At 41.4% G+C, this 21,342-nt stretch carries 14 protein-coding genes; 6 read left to right on the top strand and 8 right to left on the bottom strand.

All coding sequences use genetic code 11. The features are described 5' to 3' along the window. Positions 1-64: 64 nt before the first annotated feature. The 5 genes from AAG807_RS10805 to AAG807_RS10785 all read right to left on the bottom strand — a co-directional run bounded on the left by AAG807_RS10805 (position 65) and on the right by AAG807_RS10785 (position 6,652). Entirely contained in the window at positions 65-808 is a 744-nt protein-coding gene (locus AAG807_RS10805) for a hypothetical protein (RefSeq protein WP_341903530.1), read from the bottom strand. Between the two features lie 336 nt (positions 809-1,144). Beyond that, a complete protein-coding gene (locus tag AAG807_RS10800; RefSeq protein WP_341903527.1) occupies positions 1,145-2,611 on the bottom strand; it encodes a T9SS type A sorting domain-containing protein in 1,467 nt (488 codons plus the stop codon). Continuing rightward, complete coding sequence (locus tag AAG807_RS10795) at positions 2,599-3,828, bottom strand: hypothetical protein (RefSeq protein WP_341903524.1); 1,230 nt, start codon at positions 3,826-3,828, stop codon at positions 2,599-2,601. The genes AAG807_RS10800 and AAG807_RS10795 overlap by 13 nt, the downstream gene beginning before the upstream one ends. Next, positions 3,828-5,402, bottom strand: coding sequence for a hypothetical protein (locus tag AAG807_RS10790; protein WP_341903522.1), 1,575 nt, complete (start codon positions 5,400-5,402; stop codon positions 3,828-3,830). The genes AAG807_RS10795 and AAG807_RS10790 overlap by 1 nt, the downstream gene beginning before the upstream one ends. A gap of 38 nt (positions 5,403-5,440) precedes the next feature. Then, positions 5,441-6,652, bottom strand: a complete 1,212-nt coding sequence (locus tag AAG807_RS10785; protein WP_341903520.1) for an acetyl-CoA C-acyltransferase — start codon at positions 6,650-6,652, stop codon at positions 5,441-5,443. Between the two features lie 162 nt (positions 6,653-6,814). Here AAG807_RS10785 and AAG807_RS10780 point away from each other — a divergent pair, with 162 nt between their 5' ends. Together AAG807_RS10780 and AAG807_RS10775 are read left to right on the top strand one after the other, a co-directional pair. Further along, on the top strand, positions 6,815-7,912 hold the full coding sequence (locus AAG807_RS10780; RefSeq protein ID WP_341903517.1) for a tetratricopeptide repeat protein: 1,098 nt from the start codon (positions 6,815-6,817) through the stop codon (positions 7,910-7,912). 10 nt (positions 7,913-7,922) lie between these two features. Continuing rightward, positions 7,923-9,986, top strand: a complete 2,064-nt coding sequence (locus tag AAG807_RS10775) for an OmpA family protein (protein WP_341903514.1) — start codon at positions 7,923-7,925, stop codon at positions 9,984-9,986. Positions 9,987-10,057: 71 nt separating this feature from the next. Here AAG807_RS10775 and AAG807_RS10770 read toward each other — a convergent pair whose 3' ends face one another. Both AAG807_RS10770 and AAG807_RS10765 read right to left on the bottom strand, forming a co-directional pair. After that, a complete protein-coding gene (locus tag AAG807_RS10770) occupies positions 10,058-10,450 on the bottom strand; it encodes a VOC family protein (protein WP_341903511.1) in 393 nt (130 codons plus the stop codon). Between the two features lie 136 nt (positions 10,451-10,586). Next, the gene (locus AAG807_RS10765; protein ID WP_341903508.1) at positions 10,587-11,849 is read right to left on the bottom strand and encodes a DUF2130 domain-containing protein; all 1,263 of its coding nucleotides are present in this window, start codon (positions 11,847-11,849) and stop codon (positions 10,587-10,589) included. 113 nt (positions 11,850-11,962) lie between these two features. Between AAG807_RS10765 and AAG807_RS10760 the strand changes: the two genes are divergently transcribed. The 4 genes from AAG807_RS10760 to AAG807_RS10745 all read left to right on the top strand — a co-directional run bounded on the left by AAG807_RS10760 (position 11,963) and on the right by AAG807_RS10745 (position 14,939). After that, positions 11,963-12,100: a hypothetical protein gene (locus tag AAG807_RS10760; protein WP_341903505.1), complete on the top strand. Its 138-nt coding sequence runs from the start codon at positions 11,963-11,965 to the stop codon at positions 12,098-12,100. A 125-nt stretch (positions 12,101-12,225) separates the two neighbouring features. After that, positions 12,226-13,635 carry an FAD-linked oxidase C-terminal domain-containing protein gene (locus AAG807_RS10755; RefSeq protein ID WP_341903502.1) on the top strand — a complete coding sequence of 470 codons (1,410 nt, stop codon included), beginning with the start codon at positions 12,226-12,228 and terminating at the stop codon, positions 13,633-13,635. Beyond that, positions 13,632-14,315, top strand: coding sequence for a YafY family protein (locus tag AAG807_RS10750; protein WP_341903499.1), 684 nt, complete (start codon positions 13,632-13,634; stop codon positions 14,313-14,315). The genes AAG807_RS10755 and AAG807_RS10750 overlap by 4 nt, the downstream gene beginning before the upstream one ends. Before the next feature lie 123 nt (positions 14,316-14,438). Next, entirely contained in the window at positions 14,439-14,939 is a 501-nt protein-coding gene (locus tag AAG807_RS10745; RefSeq protein WP_341903497.1) for a DinB family protein, read from the top strand. A gap of 151 nt (positions 14,940-15,090) precedes the next feature. On the opposite strand, the gene AAG807_RS10740 is transcribed toward AAG807_RS10745, so the two are convergent. Further along, positions 15,091-21,318 carry a PKD domain-containing protein gene (locus tag AAG807_RS10740; protein WP_341903495.1) on the bottom strand — a complete coding sequence of 2,076 codons (6,228 nt, stop codon included), beginning with the start codon at positions 21,316-21,318 and terminating at the stop codon, positions 15,091-15,093. Between the last annotated feature and the right edge of the window lie 24 nt (positions 21,319-21,342).

The following is a 21,342-nucleotide window of genomic DNA, read 5'->3' as shown; positions in this document are numbered from 1 at the left end:
TTCAAAGTCGGTACGTTATTTTTGGTTTATTCAGGGATTGAAAACTCAAAAAGTGAGTTATTAATCAGTCTATCGTAAAATTAAAGGTGTACTGCCTTTTGGTTTTTAAATTCCAGGAAACTTTATACACTCCTTTTTCCAGATCCAGGTCTTTCAGATTCAACATGTAAAAACGCTTAGTTCCTTTGTATTCACTTACTTCATCTGTCTTTTCCTCTCCATTCAACAGTTCATTCAAATAAACCGTCTTGACAATCTGACCTCTTGTAGAAAGGGTGACTTTCAAATTCAAGGATCCGGTTTCATCGGTCAACAAGCCGATCTTCTCGTTGACAATCGAAAGCATTTGCCCATCATTCTTAAATGCTACCGGATAAAAATTCGGTAGTGGATCTTTTGGTTTTAGAATGGTAAATTGATACGGCTCCGATTGATCGACTATCAAACTGTTAAACAAAATGGAAACCTGCCAAACATAGGTATGACCTTCTTCCAAAGGAGTTGCACTCGATGAATACGAATGCATGGTATTTTGATAATCATCCAAAACCAAAATAGGAGTATTTGCAGCTATTGCATCTCCCTTTAATTGGTTCTCTTCCAATTCACATAGTACGTAGCGCTGCGAATAACGTGGATCTGTTTGGAGTGCCGTGATATTGGTTTGCCAAATGAAATTCGGTTCCGTCTCTATAATCGTATCGTAATCCATTGGATTTGATAAGGTGACTGGAAAAGCGCTTTGTTGAGCGTTCAGATTACCGAATGCAAACAGCATCAGTAACAATAAATAGCCGGCTAATTTCACTTATTTCAATTTAGTAATGATACAATACTTCATTAAAACCGGGCTTTCAGCGCATAGTAATAGCTGGTAAACAATCAATGGAAAGCATTAATTGAAATCTACTGTAAAACGCACTTTTGAAATTTATTGAAGATTTAAGGGTGGCTCAATGAATATCTGAAAGTTTGGTTTTTATCTATGAAACAAATGTAATAGAAAAAAGAATTACACAACCAATTGTTAATCATTTTTTTTTAGAAAAATTTAACAACTAAAAAAACAGTCGTGACTTTGCCTAGCAATATCAATTCATTGCAGATAATTAAGCACTTGAAAAGTATTTTCTTCTTAGTTCACTTAAAACTTCATCACCTTTCGGCTATACCAAACTCCATTGGATTGACAACGCAAAATATACGTTCCTTTTTCCCAGGCAGCAGTTTCAATGGATGAAATTTGTGAACTGGAAGCATAAACTTGCTTACCTGTTAAATCAAGTACTTCAACAAACTCCAATGAGACGGCAGCATCAATTTGGATTAACTCCGTAAATGGATTGGGGTAAATGGAAATATCGGTGTTGCTTTCCAAATCTTCCACTCTCAAAATGCTATAGATCGATGGGCTTCCACTTGCCGGAAAAGCTGTGTCACTGCCAAGTTTCACAATGAAAAGGGAACTTCCTCCCGTGCTGAATCCCGGATCTGTATGATAACCAACAAGCACAGCGTATCCATCATTGGTTTGAACAATGTGGTTGACCTGATCTTGTCCAACGGCATTGTATCCTGCTCCGTACCCATCCCAAAAGAACCCGAACGCGAAACGGTTGATTACAAAGTCTTCTCCTCCGGGATACGAATATTGCGGATCATTTCCTTGGGTTACCACAAAGTACTTATTTCCGGGTGCAGCAGTGTAATTCACAAATCCGACATAGCGACTCGGATTAGCCATATAATTATCATCCGTCAAAATTAAACCTCCTGCCAGCGTCAGAAAAATATGGTAATTATCGGTATCCGTTTTTCCTACTTTCAAACTTTCTCCAACACATTTCAATTCATTTGAAACCAACTGGACATCATTCAGAATGTATTCACCATTACTCCCTACCAAGGTGTCCCAAATCAAGGAACCATCGATATGATAATAACCCACATATCCTTTTGATTTCAAGGAATCTGCGGAATAACCGGTTCCGACAACTGCAAATGTGGTATCCGTAACCAAAACAGCTTTGTTGAAGTAGTCAATTCCTACTCCTCCCGACTGCTGGTCCCAGATTACATTTCCATCTTTGTCGATTCGAGTGAAATACTGATCCGTAACCTGTTCCGGATTCGCATCTGTTTCTCCCAATAGCACAATGCTTGTGTCAGGCAATAGAATTGCATCATGGAAGCGCTCCCAACCACCGTTATCGTACCATTTTTCCCATTGTTGGTTTCCACTTAAATCCGTAAAAACCACATATCCATCAAATCCACCTGTTCCGTTACTGGAAGAAGTGCCCACGATATAATACCCGTAATTCGGAACGAAAAGGACTCTTCTTCCCTCTTCAAACTCTGCACCACCGTATTCTTTTGACCAAACGTGAAAACCTTGTTTATTCAACTTCAGTAAAAAAGCCTGTGAAGGAGCATCTTCAAAACTGGAGGAAGATCCGGTTACAATGTAACTGCTGTCTGGCAATTGTGCCACACCTTCTGCTTTATCATAGCCATTCCCTCCAAATACGCGGTAGAAAGCAATTTGTCCCTGAGATTCCAAAGAACATAGGAATAAAAGCGAAACCAATAAAACTCTTAGAATAACCATGACAAACGAATTAATGCTGATTGACCAAATCCCTTTTTAGATACCAAACCGTAAATGTCGTCCGTACCCAACTGGATCCCAATTTTATCTCCATGATATCCGAGCATCAAACCTCCACGAACAATGGAAGATCCTCCGAAAGCCACATTGGCAGAAGCCGAAATACGCGGTACAAACCGATAGAACAATCCGACAAAACCTGTCGGAACAATTCCGATTGTCGGGAAAAACCGGATTCCGAAGAAGGTTTGTAATTTCTTAGCTGAAGCCAGATCGACCAACTTCATAATTTGAATGGACGCCGGAACCATTACCCAGCGTTTCACTTGTTTCTTCTCCACATTCAAGGAATCCAACAGCGAGAAATCATCACCGAACAAATTGCCACTATTCTGGATCTGATCCAATGTAAAACCACTATACCGGTAAGTTGAATCCACTTCATAGCGCGATTGCGATTGGAACATGTAAGCCGCTCCCAAATTTTGAACACTGAACAGGAACGTAGCCGAATCCTTCAACCAGGGAACTTTCAAATAGTAATCAAAGTCTATGGCAAATCCGATTCCCTTACTGAAATTCTTGCCGGTCGAATAGGTCATATCCCCATTTAAACGCAGACTGATGGAATCGATATTCGGATCCTGGGATAATTTTCCATTCCGGATATACCCACCAAATTGATTCTGTACATTGACCACATTTAAAGTCAAGGAACTTCCTGTTTTCTTATGATAAAATCCGAAACCCGCTTTTTGGAACTGCATTCCGGAAATGCGTGTACCTGTGAGGTTTGCAGTATCTGCGCCTAAATAACTATTCCCGTAAAAAGTCAGCTTGAATGCATCCTTCGTATAGTTTACATTTCCAATGACGTAATAACCTCCTTTCACCAACCAGGAATATTTTCCTGATTTGAATAAATTGGTTGCACCCGAAACATAGGTCACTTCACCGGATCCGAAAACCCCGATGCGATTATTTGCACGATGCGATTTCAAGGTACGATCCTTCATATCGGAATCAATGGTTCCACCAAATGCCAGGGTGTTTACAAATTCCTTTCGCATGGAAGTTCCTGTCAAATCAAAATTCCCGTTAAACAACAAGCGGTTACTTTGCAATGAACTGTCACTGAAAACCGGGAAAGTGGTTTGACCAAAAAGCGTACTTCCCGCTATGAAAAAAGTGAGTGATGCTAAAACAAGTTTGTTCATTACAAGTGATTTTCAAGAGTTAGATTAGCACCAAGTTTAAACTTGAAAAATGCATTTGCCGGAATAGGAACTTGAGTATTTACACCATTGGCGTCATAGGTATTCAACTTGAGCTTGATCATGCAGTATTTGACCTGACCAATATCGTCACAAACTGTTTCAGAAACAGGAAAATAGACTACACTCTTCTTTTGCATGATTCCATTGATCATGGAACCGAAAATACTGGATTCAATTACACTTGTTCCGGACACCACTGCCACTTGTTGATAATTGGCATCCAATAGATGGAGTTCCAGGTTTCCTTGAAATGGGAAAGCATTCATCGCATTCACCCAAATCTGTCCGGATTTCACATTGGTCTTATTCGGGTCATTCACTAAACTAAGAGCGAAGGTATCCTGAAAAATCAGATCACTTAGTCCGACATTCAACGGAAATAGTCCATCCAGTTTAACACGCAAGGGATACTCATCATAAATTTCATCCCAACCACCGGAGACATTTCCCCATGGATTCATCTGAAGCTGGAAGCTCAATTCGTTCTTCGATCCATGATTCTCGATATATTGTTCGAAATTGCTGTTTCCTGGGGTGAAACTTAAGGTTGTATTACTTGGAGTGATATTCCCATTCGACCCGGTTGCAGCATTAATCGTATTCCAAGTACCGATATTCGGATGAGTCAGTGATACCGAACTGCCCGCTGCATTGATATTTTTAAGTGAGTTAATTTTGAATTTTCCGTTCACTTTCAACCCATTTTCAATTGTCAGGTCAAAAGTCATGGCATCCACATCCAACAATCCGGTCGTGATGTTATTCATCGCATCGATTTGGGCATATACCGTATCCGACACCAATTCATTTCCAAAGTAACCACGTGCATAATCCAGTTGAACATCATTCATTTCGAATTCAAAGATGATGGCATCCGTTGTAAGGACTGTCACGGTTGGTCCGGCAGGATCGGATTTCACCAGCATTTTGGATTGAATCCGGTTATAGGAAGTTCCGAATTCACCGGTCAAATCCAGTTCATACCCACTCAAGTCTACAAATCCGGAAGCAACACCGGGATTGCTTTGTGAACCTGCCGGAGCTATAAATTCTTGTGATAAAACAACTCCGTTCTTTGTAACTCCGGGCAATTGAATCGTGAAAAAAGTCTTTGTCGCAATCGGATTGAATACTTTCAGTACAACTCCACCTTGCTTTACCCGAACTTTCTTCAATTGTACTTCTCCGACATCAATTACATGTTCCTCTACATTGTTTACAAAGGAGGTGCCGGGAGCAGCAGTAATATTCAAAGCCATATTGAATGTATTCCGAACACTTGTGTCAGGCAATTCAACAAAATCACTTAACCGAAACTCGAACAAGGAAGAATTGATATCCAATACATAATTACCGGAAACGACTGTTAACAGTGAATCTGCGACCAAATTAGACATGGTCAGACTATCATGTACAAGTGGAACTTGCCAATCAGTATCCCAAACGGCTTTATCGCGCTTCTTACAAGAAGCAAAAGCAAGACCGATACAAAGCAAAAATAGGAGTTTTTTCATGGTATGATAGAGATACAAAAATTCTACATTGGTTGGAATTAAACCCGTTCAATCACTGTGGCGTAACCTTGGCCTACTCCGATACACATCGTCACCAAGGCATATTTCCCTCCTGTTCGCTGCAATTGATTTGCTGCAGCAAGTAAGATTCGTGATCCGGACATTCCAAGCGGATGCCCTAAAGCAATCGCTCCGCCATTCGGATTGATCCGTGAATCGCGGTCATCCAAGCCCATTGTTCTGGTACAAGCCAGGACTTGAGCAGCAAATGCCTCGTTCAATTCCAATACGTCCATCTGGTCCAAAGTCAATCCGGCACGTTCCAATGCTTTTCTGGAAGCTTCCACCGGTCCGATCCCCATAATACGCGGTTCAACACCCGAAACAGCTGCAGAAACAATCCGTGCAATGGGTTTCAGGTTGTGATTTTTCAATCCTTGATCGGATGCCATTAGTAAAGCTGCGGCTCCGTCATTCAATCCGGATGCATTTCCGGCAGTTACCGAACCATCTTTTTTGAAAGCAGGTTTTAAAGCTCCCAAAGTATCCAGGGTTGTTCCCGGTCTCATGAATTCATCTTTATCAAAAACCAAGGGATCCTGCTTTTTTCGAGGAATGGATAAGCCGACAATTTCTTCAGCCAGGATTCCTGCATTTTGTGCGATCACCGCTTTTTCCTGAGACCAAACAGAAAATTTGTCCTGATCTTCTCTTGAAATTCCGTGCATTTCCGCCAAATTCTCTGCAGTCATTCCCATTGGATCCGTTCCATATAACTCGTCCAGCTTCGGATTGATAAATCTCCACCCGAAAGACGAATCATATAATTGTTGGTCTCTTCCAAATGGAGCTGAAGATTTGGACAGAACCCAAGGTCCTCTCGTCATGTGCTCCACTCCTCCGGCAACATAAATATCTCCGGCACCAACCTGGATAGCCCTTGCCGCATTCACAGCAGCAGACATTCCGGATGCACACAAACGGTTCACGGTTTCTCCTCCGACAGAAATCGGGTACCCGGCCAACAACAATGCCATGCGGGCAACATTTCGATTGTCTTCACCTGCCTGATTTGCGCACCCCAAAATCACATCTTCTATCACACTTGGATCCAAGTTTGGAACTTTTTTCAACAATGCTGCTAAAACGTGTGCTGCTAAATCATCTGCCCTTACCGGAGCAAGAGTTCCACCAAAATTTCCGATTGCTGTTCTTACACCAGCTACTATGTATGCTTCGTTTGTTATCATTAAATCCTTAGTTTAACTTCTTTTCAATTATTCGAATACGAATTTACGGAATATTCTTTGTGATTCGGATTCTGTTAAAAGGTTCTCTGCACTGTTGATAAGTATTGACTTCACTAGGGTGATATTTTACTAAATTCGATACCCTAAACCAAATTACAAGCTATGAAAAAATCCATCTCAGTGATGGCTGGAATGCTATTCTGTAGTTTTATATCTTTCTCCCAGGTGGAAAGTATGACACCCGCAGAAATAAGGTACCGTGATTCAATTACCAAGTTGAATCAAAGTAACGCAGCAATTGCAGCAAGTCAAGAAGCGTACAACAAAGGAATTGAGCTTTTTACCCAAAAGAAGTACAAAGAGGCGATTGCTTCTTTTAACAAATCCATCGCATCCGACCCCAATTTTACAGCTGCCTATTACAATAAAGGAGTGGCGGAAAATGAAGCGGAAATGTATATGGAAGCCGTGGCTACTTTCACCACATTGATCGGAAAACAAAAAGGGTATTCGAAAGCGTATTTCCAAAGAGGAAGAGGATATCAAGGTTTATCGGATTATTTAAAAGCAGAAAAAGACTACGATGAATCGATCAAACTGGATGCAAACAATCCAAAAGCGTACTACAACTACGGAACTTTAAAATTCTTGCAACAAGATTACAACGCTGCAATCAAATACTTTACAAAAACCATCGAATTGGATGCTAACAGTCCAATGGCTTATAACGACCGTGGAAGTTGTTACCGCATGATGGAAAATTATCCGAAAGCAATTGAAGATTACGAAGCGGCACTTCGTAAAAACCCGAATCTTGCTTTCGTATTGAACAATGTGGGAACCACTAAAAAGAAAATGAAGGATTACTCCGGTGCATTGATTGCATTCAATAGAGCTATTTCAGTGGATGCGAATTTCTTTTTGGCATACAACAACCGTGGAGTAGCGTTGATCGAAAAAGGAAGTTTGGACGATGCCATCAAGGACTTTGAAAAAGCTTTATCCATCAATCCGAAATATGCACCTGCAGCTTCCAATTTATCCGGGATCTATTTCAAAAGAAAAGATTTTAAAAAGGCGGAAGATTTGGCTTCCAAAGCAATCAATATCGATCCGAACTATGCCGCTGCTTATGTAAACAGAGGAATGGCCCGTGAAATGCTCCGAAAAATGGAAGAAGCTTGCGGTGATTGGAAAAAAGCAAGTGATCTGGGATCAACAGAAGGAAAAACATGTTATTCAGGAAACTGCAGCAATTAAAATCAAAACGATGAAAAAAATATTGACACTGATCGTTATTGGTTTAACGACAAATCTATTCGGACAAAATGTAGATTTCAAATCTGCAAACTTTAAAGACGACAAGGAAGGTTTAAAAGCGGCAACTACTGCAATCGATAAAGGAGACGAGTTCTACAAAGTAGGAATGGAAGCTGTTTTTGCTGTTCAGGATTATGGAACGAATTTCAAAAGTGCTTTAAGAGAATACGAAAAAGCCCAAAAATTCAATCCGAACAATGCCTTGATCAATTACAAGATCGGAGTTTGTTATGCCAATTCAACAAACCCGGTTGCTTGTATTGACTTCATCAAGAAAGCTCAGACATTGGACCCGAAATGTGATCCGTTCCTGAACTTCTATTTAGGATATGCTTCTCAATTGGAGAGTAAGTACGATGACGCTTCAAAGTATTACACCACGTTTGAAACAGAATACAAGAAGGCGGATAACTTCATGAAATTTGTAAACCAACGCAAAAAACAATGTGCAACGGCTAAAAAATTCGAAGCATCTGCTGTTCGTTGCTGGATTGACAATGTTCCTTCTTTAAATACAGACCGGGACGAAATCGCACCTTCTATCTCTACTGATGGTTCTGAAATGATCTTGAGCTCCAACAGACCGAACAGCCACGATGCGAATGCACTTGGGGTTTACGATTATGAAATCTACTCCTCCACCCTTTTGGAAAACTGGTCAACTCCGACAAAACTGAATGGACCGATCAACTCAAACAACGACGATATCTCCAATTGTCTTTCTTACGACGGTACGAAAATGTTATTGCACCGGGATGCCGGAGGACAAACAGATATTTATGAATCCCGATTGAAAGGAAATGAATGGTCAGATCCTAAAATCCTGAGCATGTTCATCAGTACAGACAAGAACAACGAGCGTTATGCAAGTTACAACGACGATGGTTGGAAAATCTATTTCAGTAGAGACAATGACGTACGTGAAACCGGTTCTGAGGTTATGTTCTCAGGGATGCAGAACAAAATGAAGCAGGATTATATGGTTGCGACCATGTTGACCGGGGTAAACTCGAAGTTCAACGACGGACCGATCTACATCCATATTGATGGAGAAAGCATGTACATCGCTTCTGAAGGACATGAAGGAATGGGTGGATATGACATCTTCGTTTCCAAGAAAGTACAAGGTCAATGGACTACTCCTGTAAACATGGGATATCCGATCAACAGTCCATACGATGATTTCTTTTTTGCTTCAACTGCAAATGGAAAATTCGCATACATCTCTTCCAACAGATCCGGAGGAAAAGGTGGTTATGACATCTACAAAGTAACTTTCTGGGGACCTGAGAAAAAACCAATTTCAGAAACGGAAGATTATCTGCTTGCAAGTATTGTAATGCCGGTTAAAGATCATACGATTGAGAAATCAGTTGAGGTGAAAAAGAAAAGTTTGACTGTATTTAAAGGAATCACCATCGATGCGATTTCTAGAAAACCGGTTGAAGCTCAGATTGACATTACGGATAATGCAACAGGAAAGGTAATCGAGACATTTACCACCAATTCAGCAACAGGAAAATTCATCATTACCTTGAACTCCGGAAAGAATTACGGTATTGCCGTAAAAGCAACTGGTTACCTGTTCCATTCCGAGAACTTCGATATCCCAACAGGTGCTGATGACAACCTGGTAAACAAGGTGATTGAATTGAAGAACATTGCTATCGGATCGAAGATTGCGCTTCGCAACATTTTCTTTGATGTGAATAAAGCGACGCTTCGACCTGAATCGAATGCAGAAATGGAACGATTGGTTCAATTGATGAAAGATGTTCCCAGGTTGAAAATTGAAATTTCCGGACACACCGATAATACGGGGTCTGCAACCTTAAACGAAACACTTTCGCAACAACGTGCTGAAGCAGTTGTAGCATACTTGACTCAAAAAGGAGTTGCTGCCAATAGAATGGTTGCAAAAGGGTATGGTTCATCCAAACCAATTGCTTCGAATAACTCAGAAGACGGAAAACAACAAAACCGCCGAACGGAGTTTGAGATTAAAGGAAATTAAAATCCATCGAAAAAATAGTAGGGCTGCGATTAATCGCAGCCCTACTATTATATATAAATAAGAATAGTTAGTTAATCCATCGGAGTACACACTTCAATCAGGAAGCCGTCCAAATCACGGATATAAGCGACCATTTGACCCCACGGTTTTTCTCGTGGCTCTTCCAAAAGTGTGGCACCTGCAGCAAGCGCTTTATCCACTAATGCCTGCACATCCACCGTTGTAATTCCCAACTCTATTCCGAAAGGCTTTGTTTTCAGGTCACTTTCCTGAAAGCCATCTTTCAAATTGGATTTCGCCAATGGCAGCGCTGCAAAAGACAAGGTGGTTGTCCCTGAATTCAATTCCGCATATTCATCGCCAGGAGCAATGAAGCGAACTTCAAAATCAAAAGTTTTGGAATAGAACTCAGCTGTTTTCTTTACATCTGAAACGTATAAAATGGTATATGCAAATTTGATCATGTTCTTGAGGTTTTAATCGTTTTACAGCCACCTCTCCCCTTATGCTTGCGCTAAAGCTTCAGCCTAGGCGCAGAGTGGAGATTGAGAGGGGTGACCATCCCCCTTATTCCCCCTTCAAAGGGGAAATGAATATTTATTAATCTTCATCATCCTCCGGGGCATTATCCGAATGGGGCAATTCCAAAGCTTTCACTTCCTGCACCGCATTTCCCGCAATCCCTTTAACGGATCCATACATATCGATTGTATTGACAATCACTTTTTCAATTTGTTTTTCACGTTGTTTCCAAATGCGCTGCATGGATCGTTTTTCACTTTCCAAATCGGCCTTCATTTGTGTAAATCCTTCTACAATGGCTTCCACTTGCATTCTGAACGTAGAGCTGGTAAGGAAATCATAAAGCAAATGCATTTTATCACCTTTGTTTTCCTGAGCAACCAATGTACTACTAATTTGAACAATTGTCTCCCTTAGAACCGAGCAAAGTCCTTTGAATTCTTCATAGGTGCAGATCCAGATTCCGTCCTTCAATCCCATTCGCTGCATGTCAGAAGGCATCACTTCAGTAACCAACACCCCGATATCACAGCCTTTGTCGCGAATATCCGCCTTGAATTTTTCGATCCACAAAGGTTGAAAATCTTTCGCTCGTTTGGACTCGTAGTAAATCGTACCACAATTCTGTTGCGACCGGGTATGCACCGTTTGGATACAATCACCGCCACGAGCCCCTTTCCGAATCTCATCAATGGTATCCATCGGGAAATTCGCCATCAGCCACTCCTCTATCGCCAACTCCTGAACTTCACCTTGCAGCTGCATGGAACCTTGCTCCTGCTTGCGTTTCATCTCTTCCGTAAGCTTTTTCTGATCCTCCAGTTGTTTCAATAATTCCCTAACACGTAATTCATTACGTTCTTCTTCCGTTTTTCGGATCTTTTCTTTCTCTTCCTGAATTTGAGCAGTCAGTTTTTTCTGAGATTCGGCTTCCACCACCTCTTTCAACTCGTCTTTCTCACGTTTCAACTTTTCAATTTCAGCCTTCGTCCGGTTCAATTCCTTGATCTGTTCGGATTTCTCATTCAATTCCTTCTGAAGATCTGCAAATTGCTCACCTTGTTCCTGAATCAGTTTCACTTTCAATCGTTCCTCGATGGTTTTGCGTTCCTCCTTCAGTTTTTGATCGAAACGTTCCTGAAAAAGTTCATTTTCTCGGCGCTTCTTTTCCTCAAAGTCTTCCTTTTCACGCAAGAGGACCTCCTGTTTCTTCGCGAATTCATCCCGCGTCTCATTCAGTTGGTTTTGATACTTCCGTTGGATCTGTTCTTCCAGCTGATGAGCCAGAATATCATTCACATCAATCGGGGTACCACAATTCGGACAAGCAATTTGATTCATAATAGCAAAATTGAACAAACTTAAAATTACTAAGGTTTATCAAATAATTTCCGATTATCTGTACCAAAAGCCTAAATTCGTTCTTATTCCATTGAAAACTCAACCTTTAGCGCATGAAAACAGCACGAAATTATTCTTATCTGATAAGAATAACACTTCTCTTTATTCCTTTTTGTGCACTAGTGTCGTTTGGACAAGATTGCACCACCAAACTCACCTATCAATTGGAAAATATCAAAGGAGGTTTTTAAACCTGTTCATATGATCCTATGCGGCTCTTATATTACAAAAGCATAACAAAGTGGGTGAAAAATATGTGGGGACGTGATGCTTCACGTCCCTACATATTTCACTATTTTTACTGAAAATCCACACAATGGCAGAAACTCTGGAAGAGAAACACATTCAATTTTTCAAAAACCTACTTGATAACCGCATTCAGGTTGGATCAGCGATAGATGCTCACTATGCATCAGATCACACGGAAGATTTTGTGTTCTACCCTTCCATCGTTCTAAAACCCGAAACCGTTGAGGAAGTCTCTGCCATCATGAAGTATTGCTATGCCCATGATTTGATCGTAACTCCATCCGGGGCAAGGACAGGTTTAAGCGGAGGTGCATTAGCTAATTATGGCGGAGTTCTGCTCAGTTTGGAGCGAATGAATAAGATTATCCGGATTGATGAGAAAAATCACCAGGTAATCACGGAACCGGGAATTGTGACGGAAGAACTTCAGAATGCCTTGAAGGCGGTTGGATTATTCTACCCTCCTGACCCGGCTTCAAAAGGATCTTGTTTCATAGGAGGGAATATCGCTGAAAATTCCGGCGGACCGAAAGCCGTGAAATATGGTGTCACCAAGGATTGGGTACTGAATCTGGAAGTCGTTTTACCCAACGGGGAAATTTTGTGGACAGGAGCAAATGTGATTAAAAACGCAACCGGATACAATCTTACTCAGCTTATCATTGGAAGTGAAGGAACCTTAGCCATTGTGACCAAGATCGTTCTTCGCCTGATTCCGCATCCGACTCACAATTTGTTGTTACTTGTTCCATTCAGAAATGGTGTTGAAGCTTGCGAAGCCGTCGGAAAAATCTTCATGGCCGGAATCATTCCCAGTGGCTTGGAATACATGGATCGCGATGCGATTATCTTCACTACACCTTATGTGGATGATGCACCAAACCTACTCAAAGACGATCACGATGCCCACCTGCTAATTGAATTGGATGGATTCAACATGGAGGTTCTGATGCAGGAATGCGAGAAAATCATGGAATTGATGGAGCAGTTTGATATTGATGAGATCCTATTTGCCGAAACCGAAGCTCAAAAAGACAGTTTGTGGCGTTTACGTAGAAAAATCGGAGAGTGTGTCAAAACGCATTCCATCTATAAGGAAGAAGATACGGTTGTTCCGCGAAATGAATTACCGCAGCTTCTGAAGAAAGTGAAGGAATTGGAAAAGAAATACGGATTCAAATCGGTTTGTTACGGACATGCCGGGGATGGAAATCTGCATGTGAATATTATTAAAGACAACCTGGATGATGACACCTGGAATAACCAACTTCCTTTTGCCATTCGTGAGTTATTTACCGAAGTCGTTCGCCTGGGAGGAACTATCTCCGGGGAGCATGGGATTGGATTGGTCCAAACACCGTACATGGATTTGGCATTCAACGAATCCGGACTCGGTCTGATGCGTGCGATCAAGCAGGTTTTCGATCCGAAAAACTTATTGAATCCGGGAAAAGTCTTACCAATCGGAAAGCAATGAATCGTGTAGACCGTTTATTTGGAATAGTTACCTTACTTCAATCCCGCAAATATGTAAGTGCTGAACGCATTTCTGAGAAATTTGAGATCAGTGTCCGAACAGTTTACAGAGATATCAAAGCCATTGGTGAAGCCGGAATTCCGGTTAGTTTCGAACCAAATAAAGGTTATTTCATTATTCCGGGATACTTTACCCCTCCTGTTTCGTTCACCTTGGAAGAAGCAAATGCCCTGCTTCTATCACAAACATTAATCGGAGGTTTTGGAGATCGCTCTGTCCAATCAACATTTGATAGTGCATTAACAAAGATCAGAGCTGTCTTGAAGCAGGTAGACAAAGAAAAGGTGGCGCTCCTGGATCAAAGCATCAAGTTACAATTACCGGAACGACTTACTTTCGAATTTGAATACCTCTCAAAAATTCAACACGCGATTACAGAGCAAACTCAGATTAAGATCAGCTATCTAAGTTTGAAGGATGAATTGCTGGAACGTATAATCGAACCGATCGGCTTGGTGTTTTATGCTTTTTCCTGGCATTTAATCGGATATTGTCATTTGCGGAAGGATTACAGAGATTTTAAAGTCGAGCGCATCAAAGATCTCCGTAATTCAGTCACTGCTTTTGAAATCACCTCCCACATTCCGCTCGGTGAATATAAACTTCCGGTGAATTATTAATTCAAAAAGCAAAACAGCAGATCTCCGGACCAACCATTTTGCATTTTTAATTTTGAATTCAAAAAACAGGCTGCCATAGGGTTGTCAGTGCGACGTTGTTTCTTTGTTTAAAATTTAGAAATCATGACAAGAAAAGAGCAATTACAAGCACAGTTAGCTGCCGAGGCAGAAACCACCCGAAAATTCATTCAAGCATTTCCGTTTGATAAAAAAGAGTATCAGGTACATGAGAAAAGCATGAAACTGGGAGATATCTTTCTTCATGTTCTTGATCTTGCTCTTTGGGCAGAAATGGCGGTTACAACCAACGAAATCGATTTTGAAACTGCTCCTTATGATCCAAAGCAATTGAATTCGGTAGAAGAAGCTATGAACTACTTCAATGAATGTGTTGAAAAGGGAATGAATGCTTTAAAAAACACTGAAGATTCGGTTTTTGATGAAAAATGGACCCTTCGTTCTGGTTCAACGATCTATTCTGTAAATACGAAAGAAGAAATTGTACGAATGGCACATAATCAAACAGTTCATCACCGGGCTCAATTAGGAGTAAACTACCGATTGCTTGGAATACCTGTTCCACAAAGTTATGGTCCAACAGCAGATTATCCAGAATTTCAATAACAAAAAATGGCGGGAAGATTTTCCCGCCATTTTGTATCGTGTTTCTTTTTTATGACCTCATTCATTTTTTATTCTTCATACCGGCAATTTGTCATTACCGAACTCAGCTTAGCTTTCTTAAACTTTGTTTACTCTTGCCTCCAGCTAAATCTTATTTCAGCATATTCACATGCCCTTCGAATCTGCGAGCTTTTTTATCGCCTCCTCCTTTAGCAACAATTGTCCAAGTATAAGTACCTTCTTTTACTGTAGTTCCATGATAGGTTCCATCCCAACCAAATTGAACATCGTGAGATTCGAACAATACTTCACCCCATCTGTTGATAACCGTAAATGTGTAGTCATCTAAAACCATTCCTTCCGGAACCACTGGTCTAAACACATTGTTAAACTCATCCCCATCCGGAGTAAAGGTATTTGGCACAAAGATCAAGAATTCTTCAATAAATACTATTGGTTTACAGATATCATTTCGACAACCTTCCGGAGAAGTGACCGTTAAACAAACCTGGTAACTTCCGGCATCGATATCTCCATAATTGATAATTGGATTTTCTAATGTCGATGTTCCAAAAGTTCCGAAGTCCCAATCATAAGTAGCGGCATTCACAGAGTTATCGGAGAAATGAACCGTTGAATTAATCGTTGTTGGGGGAACCGGGCTCCAAGTGAAGTTCGCTATCGGATCCGGCACCACACAAACAATATTAGCTAAAGTGGTATCTGTGCTACAACCATCTGTTGTCGTAATCTGAACCGATACATCGTAACATCCGACCGGAGTATAGACATGCGAAACATTTGATGTTCCATTTCCTGTCGAACCATCACCGAAATCCCAAGTTGCGCTTGCAATTGAACCGGCAACTACCGCAGGGAAATTAAATGTTGTAGTCAATGGTGAACATCCTGAAGCAGGTGTCACTAGGAATTCCGGACTAGGTAATACATAAATTTGAACCGTTACCGGTAAGGTATCGTATCTGTAACATTCATCGCGTGCTACCATCAATACCGTTTCCGAACCATTTGGAGTGTAAGTGTAAGAAGCCCCATTTGCGAGTGTATCAAACGTAGTCGGAGTTAACCATTCGTATGTGTATCCAGGCAAACCATCTACACCGGAACCTGTCATAGTAACTGCTTGTCCCGGACATGCCATTACAGGAGTTGTCACAGATGCAACAAATGGAGGTCTGACAGTTACGTTTGCTGTCTGCGCATTCGATGCACAACCATTCTGATCGTAAACCGTGCAGGTAAATGTTGCAGGTGCAGTCAAGTTCACATTCAAATACTGAGTCGTATCTCCCGTGTTCCAAACAAAGTAATATGGTGCTGTTCCACCGGTTGCATTACCGGATAAAGTACCATACCCGTCATAACAGATCAACAACCCATCTTCAGGAATAAGTCCTTGAACCAATGGTTGTGGTTGACCAACAGTGATCGTACCTGATTGGGTACATCCTGCCGCATCTTGTATTTGGATCGTGTATGTATTGGCACAAAGTCCTGTGAATGTATTGGCAGCTTGGAATGTGGTTCCGTTGTTAACGCTGTATCCAGTTGCCAGATTCGAGTTAATTGTGATTGTACCATTGCAATCACCGCTACACAATGCATCTGTTGCACTTGTACTTGTAATCACCAATAATGGTGGCTGAGTGATATTGAAAGGTTGAACAACAGTACACAAGTTGCTATCTGTAACTGTCACATCGTAAGACGCAGCACACAATGCATTCGTTGTATTAGAACCTGTCGCTCCATTTGACCATGCAAAACTGTAAGGGGTTGTACCACCATTTACTGTAGCAGTAGCATCACCATCACAAACTCCGTGACAACTAGCATTGTTCGTTGCAATATTTTGAACAACCAATTGAGCAGGTTCTGTAACGATTACAGATGTATTTACCAAACACCCATTCGCATCCTTCACAACCGTATTGTAAGTACCTGCACTTAAGAATTGAACAGTAGTTTGATTGGAGAAAGAAACCCCATTATCCGTACTGTAAGTATAAGGTGCTGTTCCACCTGAAGCATTAAAGGCAATTTGTCCTGAATTGTTATTGAAACAAGTCAATGCTGTCGGTGTTACAATAGCAGCCAGTGGCGCCGGTTCGGTAACAGCGATCGGTTGCGTATCCGTACATCCGTTTTGATCTGTAATAGTCAATGTATAGTTTCCGGCACAAATATTTGTAATCAATGATGCAGCCTGAGGAGTTCCTATTGAGTAAGAAATTGCTCCGGTACCTCCTGAAACCGTCACTTGCAACTGACCGTTACAAGCAGCATTACAAGTAACATTCGTAACAGCAGCTCCAATAATGATCGGTGAAGCCAAATTCGAAATCGAAGCTGAAGTGCTTGCTTCACAGTTATTCGCATCGTGAATGAACACATCGTAAACTCCTGCCGGTAATCCGGTATAAGTTGATGTTGCAGAATAAGTAACCGAGTTATCGATACTGTAGGTATAAGCACCTGTTCCACCACCTCCTGTGATTGCCAATTGACCATTGGAAGCAGCACATGTCTCATCCGTTGGAACAACATTCAATGTAACAGCCGTTGGTTGTCCAATCACTTGAACAGCCGTAATGAAACAGTCATTGTCATCTTTTACTTGTAGATCAATGTTTCCTGCACATAAGTTTTGAAGTGTTGCTGAAACAAAATAATTCAATCCATTATCCGGGCTATATAAATATGGAGCTGTTCCACCTGCAGCATTCACAACAATTTGTCCATCACACACACCATTACATTGTGCATTTGTAGGAGTATAAGTAGCTGTTAATTGTGCAGGCTGATTCACTATTGCAGTTCCGGTAATTTGACATCCGACAGCATCCTGAGTAATCAAGTTGTACGTTCCAGCTGCCAAATTGAAGAACGATTCAATTGGTGAAAAAGTAGCTCCGTTATCAATACTGTATTGGTATGCACCGGTTCCTCCCGTAGATCCGATTTGAATTCCTCCTGAGTTATCGTTAAAACAAGTCAAGTCGAAAATAGTAGTTGCCAATGTTAATGGCGGTGCCTGAATCAATGACACGGTTGCAAAAACCATACATCCATTAGCATCCATAACTGCCAAATCATAGGTACCTGCAGCTAAACCTGTGAAGTTCGGACTCGCCTGAAAGTTTGCTCCATTATCAATACTAAATTGATGTGCTCCTGTTCCTCCGGTAACATTGATGAAATCAATTACCCCGGTATTTCCACCATTACAACTGATATCGGTGATGTCTGCAGCAAACTGAATTTCTGCTGGTTCCAGTACATTGAATGGAATTGTGAACACACAGAAACCACCATCATAAATCGTTACGATATGAGATCCGAAAGGCAAACTTGGGAAGAAACCTGAAGATTGAGTAGTACCTGAGTTATCCAATTCATAGGTAATCGGAAGTGCCCCACTTACGTTTTGAACTTCAATGGTACCATCGGCAACTCCAAAGCAATTCGCATCCGTTTGGAAAAGGGTGATACCATCCATTTCAACGTCATTGATACCAAAGAAAACAGATTCAGAACACCCTAATTGGTCCACCGCTGTAATTTCATAAGCTCCTGCGAACAAATTCGTATAAACCCCTGATGGATCAAATGGTCCACCATTCATTGAATAAGTAAACGGTCCATTCGTACCATTAGCAACAACAGTGATTGCCCCATTATTAAATCCACAGTTGGATTCAACAACTACAGTCGTATCAATTCCAAATCCCGGAGGATCAACTAATGCCTGAACAGAAGTAAATTGACAACCATTTGCATCTTGAATCATAATAGTATTGTTTCCACCACATGCTCCGGTAATTGCATTCGAAGCTTGCAAAGCTCCACCATTCAATGAGAATTGGTAGGTTGGTGTACCACCGGAAGGTGTCGCAGTAATCGTACCGTCACAAGCCCCGTTACAAATCGGATTAGTATTAACAAATGTACCTGATACAGGAGTTGGCTGCGTAATAACAACGTTCGTATTAGTCAAACATCCGTTAGCATCCTTAACTACTATAGGAATTGTCCCTGCACATAAACCAGTCAATGGATTCGCCAATACATAAGTAACACCATTATTGGATGAATATTGGTACGGAGCTGTTCCTCCTACTGCATTCACCTGAACTTGTCCATCACATACACCGTTACATGAAGCAGGTGTAAGTACCGTAGTAAATGTTAACTGAGGCGGAGTAGTAATGATAATTGTTACTGTTCCAGTACAGTTATTCACATCTCTTACAGTTCCGGTATAGGTACCGGCAGTCAAATTCGTGAATGTATTGGATGATTGAAATGGCCCTCCAATAGAATAGGTGAACGGAGAAGATCCTCCGGCAACTCCTAAAATCACTGATCCGTTAACACCTCCAAAACAACTTACGTTGGTTTGATTTAAAATCGATGCAATCGGAGCATTTGATGACGTAATGGTAATTGATAAGTTTTTTGTACATCCGTTTGCATCGGTTACAACCACATTATGAACACCTGCTGTCAAGCCGTTAAATGTAGGACTTAGCTGACTGGCACCACCGTCTATTGTGTATGAATAAGCTGGTGTACCACCTGAAGAAGTAACTGTCACCGATCCATTATTTGCACCACAAGTAGCTGGAGTAATTGATCCTTGTACCAAATTCAATACCGCAGGTTGTGTAATATTTTGATTTAGTAATACCGTACAGTTGTTAGCATCCCTGATCGTTATAGCATATGTACCATTACATAAACCTGTAAATGTATTGGACGCTTGAAAAGCCCCTCCATTTATACTATATTGATAAGGTGCTGTTCCTCCTGAAGGAGTAACTGTTATTGTCCCGTTACAAGCAGCATTACATGAAACATTCACAGCTGCAATAACACCAGTTAATGCGGTAGGTTGAGTAATAATGACATTTGCCGTTGCAACACAACCGGAGTTATCGGTCATTGTTACTGTATAGGAACCGGCTCCTAAACCTGAAGCTGTTTGAGATGTCTGACCTCCACCCGTCCAAGAATAAGTATATGGTGCCAAACCGGTAGGTGTCGCTGTAGCTGACCCGGTACTTGTGCCATTACATAAAATGTTCGATCCAGCTGCTGTTACACTACAGCAAACGATACCTGCACCAATTGTAAATGTTCCATTCGTTGTACATCCATTTGCACCGGTTACCGTATACGTGTAATTTCCGTCCGGTAAATTCGTAAAGTTAGCTGTAGCTCCGGCAGTATTGGCCTCGACGACGGAGCCTGTGGCTGGTCCGGCAATATTGACGGTATAAGGTCCCGCCCCCGCAGGATTATCAATAATCACCGATCCATTGTTATAGTTTGCACACGATTCCGCGGTTGGTGTAACGGTTGGAGGCGTTAAATTCGAGAAATTCACTGTCAGAGCATCACTGGCAGTTACTGTTGTTCCGTCACAACGGTTATAGGTAACCACTGATGTATAGGTTGTTGTGGCGGTTGGACAGACGTTGATCGTATTACCTGTTCCGATTTGCGTAGCCCCTTGAAACCAAGCAACCGAATAATTCGGTGTACCTGTTGGAGTAAAACGCCATCCTTCCGGAGTAACAACCGTCCAGTTTGCCCCTGCATTTCTACCTGGCGCTGCAACTCCCGCAGTACCAGCCGGATTTTGAATTCCGATAATCGCACGACCACCGTTCCAGCCGGCACAAGTAGCTTTATTTTGAACGTAAATATCAATCACGTTTGTCGTCTCATATAACACCATCATAGTCGTACTGCGCAATGCATTACAACTGAAGTGGCCTAAGTCATTGTAAGAAACAACGAAAATACGACAAGGAGCCGTACCTAATAAATACCAATTTACAGTGCCGTTAACAGTTGGATCAATATCATGATATACACCGAAAATATCTCCGGCAGTAGTCAATGCTGTACTTGGACAACTTGCCGTGTAAGACCATGGCTGGAAAGTCCCTCCTGCTGTACCTCCACCAAATTGAATCGTACCATTCGACCCCACATTGATTGTACTATAGTTGGTCCCGTAGTAACAGAAGTTAAATGGCAATGAAATCGGGTTTGACCAAACGTCATCCGTTCCAACCGAAACAGCATTACCACCTGCCTGATTATAAGCAATCGGTGGAGTATGCGGGATAGCACCAACGGAATAAGTTGTAGTTGCACCAGTCGCAAACGGTGTTGCCGTCAAGTTCGTACAAGGTGTCGAACATGGCAACGTTTGATCCGGACCAGCATTAATCGCCGGACAACCAGGGAATTGCGCTGAGGATACTGTTGAAAAACCCAACGTGAACAATAGCAATAGTAGCGAATTGCAGATTGATCTGAAAGCAGTAGTTATTTTCATAGTCATAAGAGTCTAGTTCAATGTATTGAC

This window comes from Fluviicola taffensis DSM 16823, from assembly GCF_943372375.1.
Taxonomy (GTDB): domain Bacteria; phylum Bacteroidota; class Bacteroidia; order Flavobacteriales_D; family Crocinitomicaceae; genus Fluviicola; species Fluviicola taffensis_A.
The sequence above is the reverse complement of the archived record's forward strand: the minus strand, read 5'-3'. Positions and strand labels throughout refer to the sequence as shown.

Excerpts from the sequence above, each read along its gene's own strand:
- AAG807_RS10800 (WP_341903527.1), bottom strand. The coding sequence starts at position 2,611 with ATGGTTATTCTAAGAGTTTTATTGGTTTCGCTTTTATTCCTATGTTCT.
- AAG807_RS10795 (WP_341903524.1), bottom strand. The coding sequence starts at position 3,828 with ATGAACAAACTTGTTTTAGCATCACTCACTTTTTTCATAGCGGGAAGT.
- AAG807_RS10790 (WP_341903522.1), bottom strand. The coding sequence starts at position 5,402 with ATGAAAAAACTCCTATTTTTGCTTTGTATCGGTCTTGCTTTTGCTTCT.
- AAG807_RS10785 (WP_341903520.1), bottom strand. The coding sequence starts at position 6,652 with ATGATAACAAACGAAGCATACATAGTAGCTGGTGTAAGAACAGCAATC.
- AAG807_RS10780 (WP_341903517.1), top strand. The coding sequence starts at position 6,815 with ATGAAAAAATCCATCTCAGTGATGGCTGGAATGCTATTCTGTAGTTTT.
- AAG807_RS10775 (WP_341903514.1), top strand. The coding sequence starts at position 7,923 with ATGAAAAAAATATTGACACTGATCGTTATTGGTTTAACGACAAATCTA.
- AAG807_RS10770 (WP_341903511.1), bottom strand. The coding sequence starts at position 10,450 with ATGATCAAATTTGCATATACCATTTTATACGTTTCAGATGTAAAGAAA.
- AAG807_RS10765 (WP_341903508.1), bottom strand. The coding sequence starts at position 11,849 with ATGAATCAAATTGCTTGTCCGAATTGTGGTACCCCGATTGATGTGAAT.
- AAG807_RS10760 (WP_341903505.1), top strand. The coding sequence starts at position 11,963 with ATGAAAACAGCACGAAATTATTCTTATCTGATAAGAATAACACTTCTC.
- AAG807_RS10755 (WP_341903502.1), top strand. The coding sequence starts at position 12,226 with ATGGCAGAAACTCTGGAAGAGAAACACATTCAATTTTTCAAAAACCTA.
- AAG807_RS10750 (WP_341903499.1), top strand. The coding sequence starts at position 13,632 with ATGAATCGTGTAGACCGTTTATTTGGAATAGTTACCTTACTTCAATCC.
- AAG807_RS10745 (WP_341903497.1), top strand. The coding sequence starts at position 14,439 with ATGACAAGAAAAGAGCAATTACAAGCACAGTTAGCTGCCGAGGCAGAA.
- AAG807_RS10740 (WP_341903495.1), bottom strand. The coding sequence starts at position 21,318 with ATGACTATGAAAATAACTACTGCTTTCAGATCAATCTGCAATTCGCTA.